This window comes from Pseudoalteromonas sp. SG41-1 (genome assembly GCF_014164575.1).
GTDB lineage: Bacteria > Pseudomonadota > Gammaproteobacteria > Enterobacterales > Alteromonadaceae > Pseudoalteromonas > Pseudoalteromonas rhizosphaerae.
Genome location: NZ_JACJFL010000040.1, coordinates 37768 through 43767 on the forward strand (window position 1 = coordinate 37768; position 6000 = coordinate 43767).

The following is a 6000-nucleotide window of genomic DNA, read 5'->3' on the forward strand; positions in this document are numbered from 1 at the left end:
TCCTAAATTTAACTGAGAATAAAAATGAATAACGAATGCGTTGAAAAATAAGAGGGGGTGAACCCTCTTTAAAATGTATTAACGGTTGGGGTCGTTATTACACACAACAAACATTAGAAAGTGTTCTGTCAGCTAGAGGATGTATCTCATTGTGGCTTGTAGGTAATTTGAATCTTTATCTAACTCATCAATTGAAAAGTTACCGACTTCAATACCCACTTCGAGTTCTTTAGTTAAGTTTTGAAAGAGGTTTATACCCCATTGCGTACGCTCACGATTGGATACATCTCCATCAACTTTGCCGTACAGCACGCTTGAACGCAGTGAATCATTCCAAAAATGACGATAGGCAACTAATACAGAGGTAATATCTTCAACTTCTTCACCATAGAGATCTTTAACAGCCGCAGCCCCTACATAGCGGCCTAAATCACCTTTATGAATTTGTAGGCGTAAGTCATCTTTTCCTGTTGTTTTAATTCGTGCCGCAACAGATGCGCCAAAGGCGCTTTCAGTGTTACCTGATAAGGTATGTAATTGCCGTGCTAAGCCAGAAATAGAGACATTGCCCCAATCACCTTTGATGTTATAGCGTGCGATTAAATCAGGAATATTATCGTTTGCGGTATCGCCCCCCCAGCTCTCAGGATTTTCAATGGATACTTGGAAGTTGCCCATGTTATAACGTACTTGCCCTTGACGAATAAATACTAGACCTGTTGTTGCGCCAGCAAAATCGGCAGTTTCAGGAATTGCGCTAGTATTCATAAAGGTTGACCAAGTTTGGCCAACAGTGAGATCTTTGTAGTTTATAAAAGCATGTCGGATGCGCGGGTTAGCTGAGTTAGAGACAATTTCATTACCGCCGCCGCCCCAAAAATCCATTTCGATGAAGCCTGTTATCTCGCCGTGTTGGTATTTAGTATTGAAACGGGTTTCGTTAGCAAAGATACGAAACTGGGATGCGTCTTCTTCTAAAGCAATGCCATCACCAATCCAGTAATCACGATAGGCAATGTCACCGTCAACGTATCGTGCATCAATTTTAATGTAGCCACCGAAGGTTAATTTATCGTTTTCAGTTATGTTGATCTCGTAGCCTGCCAGTGCGGATGTACTGGCAGTAAGAAAAGCAGATGTAAGCAGTAATTTTTTATATTGTGTGTTGAACATCGACCAAATTCCTTTGTTATTATGTGTGATTCATACTAGGTGAGTCGAAAAAATCAACAATTGTAAATAAGGGCTAGTACCTTGCGCTTAGTCCTTTAGTCCAATGTTATATGCTGTGTTTTACGGGCAAAGTAAGCATTGAAAATAATAATAAATACAATTTGATACAAAGAAGAGCGCGATGTTTTCTAATTGGTTGTTGGTTAGTGTAAGTATTGGTTACATTAGTTTGTTATTTCTAATTGCCCACCTTGGGGGCAAGTATCGACATAAGCTAGTTGCCAAACAGCATGCTATTATTTATGCCTTATCATTAGGGGTTTACTGTACGTCTTGGGGGTTTCTAGGTACTTCAGCGCAGGCGGCAAATAGCTCTTTTTCTTATATTTCGGTTTATTTAGCCCCTATTTTATTATTTATATTTGCTTGGCCTTTTATTCAGCGGATCATAAAAACCTGCCTCAAACTCAAAAGTACTTCCATTGCTGATTTACTTTCGGCTCGGTTTGGTAAATCACAAAGCTTAGCCTTGTTGGTAACGTTAGTGGCCATGATTGGCACCTTGCCTTATATTGCTTTGCAGCTTAAAGCGATTGTTTACTCTTATAAAATTTTACAGCAAAGCCAAGATTTTCCGATTTGGCAATTAGGTTTAATCGTTAGCCTGATTTTAGCTGGATTCACCATTATCTTTGGCATTCGAACTATCGATGTAACAGAGCGTCATCCCGGCGTCATGATAGCGATTGCCTTTGAATCGTTAGTTAAACTGATCGCTTTTTTACTTGTTGGCTTATTTGTATCATTTGTTATTTATGATTCCCCCGCTGATATTTGGCAAAAGTCACAAGATTACGTGTCCTTATCGCAGCAGTTTGAAAGCTATAACCTAGTAGGTATGGTGGGTTTATTGATCATCGTTATGTCGGCTTTTTTATGTTTACCAAGGCAATTTCAAGTTATGTTTGTTGAGATTAAAGAACAAAAAACCAGTAATTTAGCGCGCTGGTTATTACCTCTTTATATTTTGGTATTCGCTTTTTTTGCAGGTCCCATAGGCCTTGCTGGCACATTAAATTATGGCCAGTCTTTAGACCCTGATGCTTATGTTTTATTTTTGCCCGCCTACAACGGCCAACAGTGGCTGTCGTTATTTGCGTTTTTAGGGGCGGTTTCTGCGGCAAGTTCAATGGTGATTGTATCGACCATTGCATTGAGTACTATGCTCAGTAACGAAATTGTTTTTCCGTTAATTTTTAAATTAGCGCCTCGTAAGCACCATGACTTTTTACACTTTCAATCCCGATTATTATTGATCCGTAAAATCTTAGTCGTTGTAGTTATTGCGCTTAGTTATTGTATGTTATTAGTTTCTCCACCTGATACGCTGGCATCACTTGGTGAGGTTGCGTTTGGCGCGATTGCGCAAATAGGGCCTGCATTGGTTGCTGCTTTTTTTTGGCGAAGAGCGACTCAAAAGGGCGTTTTTTGGGGCATGTTTTGTGGTTTCTCTATTTGGGCACTGTTTAATTTATTACCACAGCTTGGGTTTTATGCACACCCGTTAAGCAATACAAATTGGCCTGCTACAACGGTGGCTACCTTGTTTGGCTTGGCTATTAACCTTATTGTGCTGTTTATTGTTTCACAGCTTACTCGGCAAAATATTCGCGAAGAAATGCAGAGTAAATATTTCTATGAAACCGATAATAAACAAGATTCACATCTGCCTAAACAACCAAAAATAGATCGTCAGGAACTCGAGCTGTTAATTGCTCGCTTTATTGGTCAAGACAAAGCAGCCGAGTGCTTTGCTGAATTTAATCAATCACATAAAATTAAAAAGCATAAAACCTATAATGAGGCTTTATTACTGCATGCAGAGCAGACATTAGCGAGTGTAATGGGCTCGGCATCAGCCAAATTGGTGATTTCTTTTGCTTTGGCTGGGCGTGATATCGCATTTGATCAAGTTGCTAAAATTGTTGAGGATAACTCTACTCAACAACTTGAATTTAGTCGTTCAGTATTGCAAGGAGCGATTGAAAATACCAGTGAAGGGATCTCTGTGATAGATGCTAATTTGAATTTAGTAGCATGGAATAAGCAGTATCTAGATATTTTTAATTACCCTAAAAATTTAATCTATATTGGTTGCCCAATTAGCCAGTTGATCCGCTTCAACCTTAGCAATCAAAATCGCTATATACATAATATTGAGGGGCAGGTTAATAAACGTCTTGAGTACTTAAAAGCCGGTAGTAAGCATAAATCAGAGCGAAAGTTAGCCAATGGTAAGGTGCTGTTAATTGAAGGGAACCCAATACCTGGTGGAGGATTTGTGATGATTTTCTCAGATATTACGGAGTTTCGCCGAGCAGAAAATTATTTAAAAGAAGAAAACACCGATCTTGAAAGTCGTGTTCTTGCGCGCACGACAGAATTAGAACTAGCAAACTTAGAGCTTGAAAAAGCCAATCGAGAACTCGCTGATGCAAGGTTAAAAGCAGAGCAGGCTCATTTGAAAAAGAGTCAATATTTAAGAGCCTGTAGTCATGATCTTTTGCAACCATTGTCGGCTGCTCGGTTGTTTTCTTCTGCGGTATGTTTGAGCCCTAGAGTGTCAATACAAGAGCGTGAGCAAATTAAGAAAATTGATAATTCGTTAGAGATAGCAAATAACCTATTACTTGATTTAAATGAAATTGCGCGGATTGAAAGTGGCAATATCATCCCTGTTTTCAATGACATTGCACTGGAGCGGGTATTTAGTATGTTGCATTCGGAGTTTTCTGCCTTGAGTAAAGATTATCAAATTGATTTTCGCTGTCACTCAAGTCAATTATTTATCCGCACAGATCTAACTTTGCTAACGCGGATTGTGCAAAACTTTTTAAGTAATGCATTTCGCTATGCAAATAAAGGTAAAGTATTGCTGGGTTGTCGTCGTAAGGGCAATTACTTAAGTATTCAAGTGATTGATAACGGACCTGGCATCCCCGAAGATAAGCAGCAAGAAGTATTTGAACAATTTACACAATTATCGACGCAATTGATTGGCCCTAAAGGCTTGGGGTTGGGTTTAAATATTGCACAAAGCCTGGCTAATATTCTTGAGCATAAGGTTGGCTTGGTATCAGAGCCTGAGCATGGCTGCTTGTTTAGCGTTGAAGTACCGATTGTAAACCGTGTACAGCAAACAAAGCCGACACTTGCCCCTAAGAATATGACTTTGCAAGGAGTTGGGGTGCTATGTATTGATAACGAAAAAGATGTTATTGCAGGTATGACCGAGCTTTTAACAGCCTGGAAATGTCGTGTATTTACCGCGACAACCGCAGCCGAGGCGTCTGCACTTTATAAAACACATGAAGATGAAATTGATATTCTCTTAGTTGATTATCAACTTAGTGCTGAACCAATGTTCCCCGCTAACCCTTTGCATATTGTAACAGTAGACTACTCTGAGCGACAGGAGCAAAAGCCTCACTCGGAGCATCTTGATGGCTGTAATGGCATTGAATTAATCAAGCGTATTCGAGCAATCAGCCAGTATCCATTACCTGCGATTTTAATCACCGCAACAACTGATGAGTTAGTGCAAGTACAGGCAAAGCAAGCCGATATTGGCTATTTGCGGAAAATCATCAAGCCCGTCGCATTACGGGCGTTGATGAGTGCTTTATTAACTAAACAGCTAGAAAAAAATTATAATAGTTAATGGCGATGAAAAGGTGAAAGTGATGCTTGTGCCAGTTGCTGCTCGTTTAATAAAATCACGGCTTGAGTTCGACTTTTTACCCCAAGTTTTAAGTATATTGTGCTGGCATGGCTTTTGATTGTAGATTCAGACAAGCTAAGTTCGTAGGCGATTTGTTTATTTAACAAACCATCGGCAAACATGTGTAATATTTTATGCTGTTGGGGCGTTAATGTTGCTAACTTTTCTGCTTGCTGTTGCTCTGGCGTATTTTTATTGTGATCATCGGTGGGTGTCCATAGTTTGCCTTGTAGCACATCTTCTATTGCTTTTATCATCTCAGGGACGGGAGTTGATTTAGGTATAAAGCCTGCTGCACCCAGGCTCATCGCTTTGCGTATGGTATCAGGCTCTTCAAAACCTGATACTACAATCACCCCTATTTCAGGATACAGCTCACGTATATTACTCAGCGTATTAAAACCCTGTGCACCCGGAATATCAAGATCGAGTAAGATCAGATCAACATCTGTGGTGTTTGCTAATTTGTGCTCTAATTCGGGAATTGTTTCGGCTTCAAGTAGGCAAGCATTATTAAAGCTTGATTCCAGCATAAGTAATAGTGCTTGTCGAAACAGCGGGTGATCATCTGCAATTAAGATTTTTGTGTGTGTTGTCATTTTATTTCTAACCTAATGTTTAGATTAATGATCTTTTAGTTTCATCAATTGTTTTTTGATTGAATAGTGTTCGTTGTCTTGAATAAAGTAACGCTATTATAAAATAATTCAATAATAATAAACCTAAATAGCATAAATTGACTAAAATTCACTCGTGAAAATGAACCTATAAGCGCTGTTTTATTCTATGTTATGAGTAGATATCAGGAAGAAAGGAGAGGGAGTAAACATTTATTTAATCTTGCCTTTTATATTCAGATTAAAGGTCGATTACCAAAATTGCAGCATCAAAAGCGGGCTTAACACATTTATTTAACTTTCCCTCTTATAATCAAGACAAAGGTCGATTACCAAAATTGCAGCACCAAAAGCGGGCTTAAACCATTTATTTAACTTTCCCTCTTATAACCTAGACAAAGGACTATTACTAAAATGGTATCTTAAAAA

General features: G+C 38.9%; 3 protein-coding genes. 1 reads left to right on the forward strand and 2 read right to left on the reverse strand.

All coding sequences use genetic code 11. The features are described 5' to 3' along the window. Positions 1–132: 132 nt before the first annotated feature. Positions 133–1173 carry a DcaP family trimeric outer membrane transporter gene (locus H5203_RS17590; protein WP_145235348.1) on the reverse strand — a complete coding sequence of 347 codons (1041 nt, stop codon included), beginning with the start codon at positions 1171–1173 and terminating at the stop codon, positions 133–135. Between the two features lie 181 nt (positions 1174–1354). Between H5203_RS17590 and H5203_RS17595 the strand changes: the two genes are divergently transcribed. Further along, entirely contained in the window at positions 1355–4894 is a 3540-nt protein-coding gene (locus H5203_RS17595; protein ID WP_182758182.1) for a PAS-domain containing protein, read from the forward strand. On the opposite strand, the gene H5203_RS17600 is transcribed toward H5203_RS17595, so the two are convergent. Further along, a complete protein-coding gene (locus tag H5203_RS17600) occupies positions 4891–5553 on the reverse strand; it encodes a response regulator transcription factor (protein ID WP_145235355.1) in 663 nt (220 codons plus the stop codon). The two genes, H5203_RS17595 and H5203_RS17600, sit on opposite strands and share 4 nt — an antisense overlap. Positions 5554–6000: the final 447 nt, after the last annotated feature.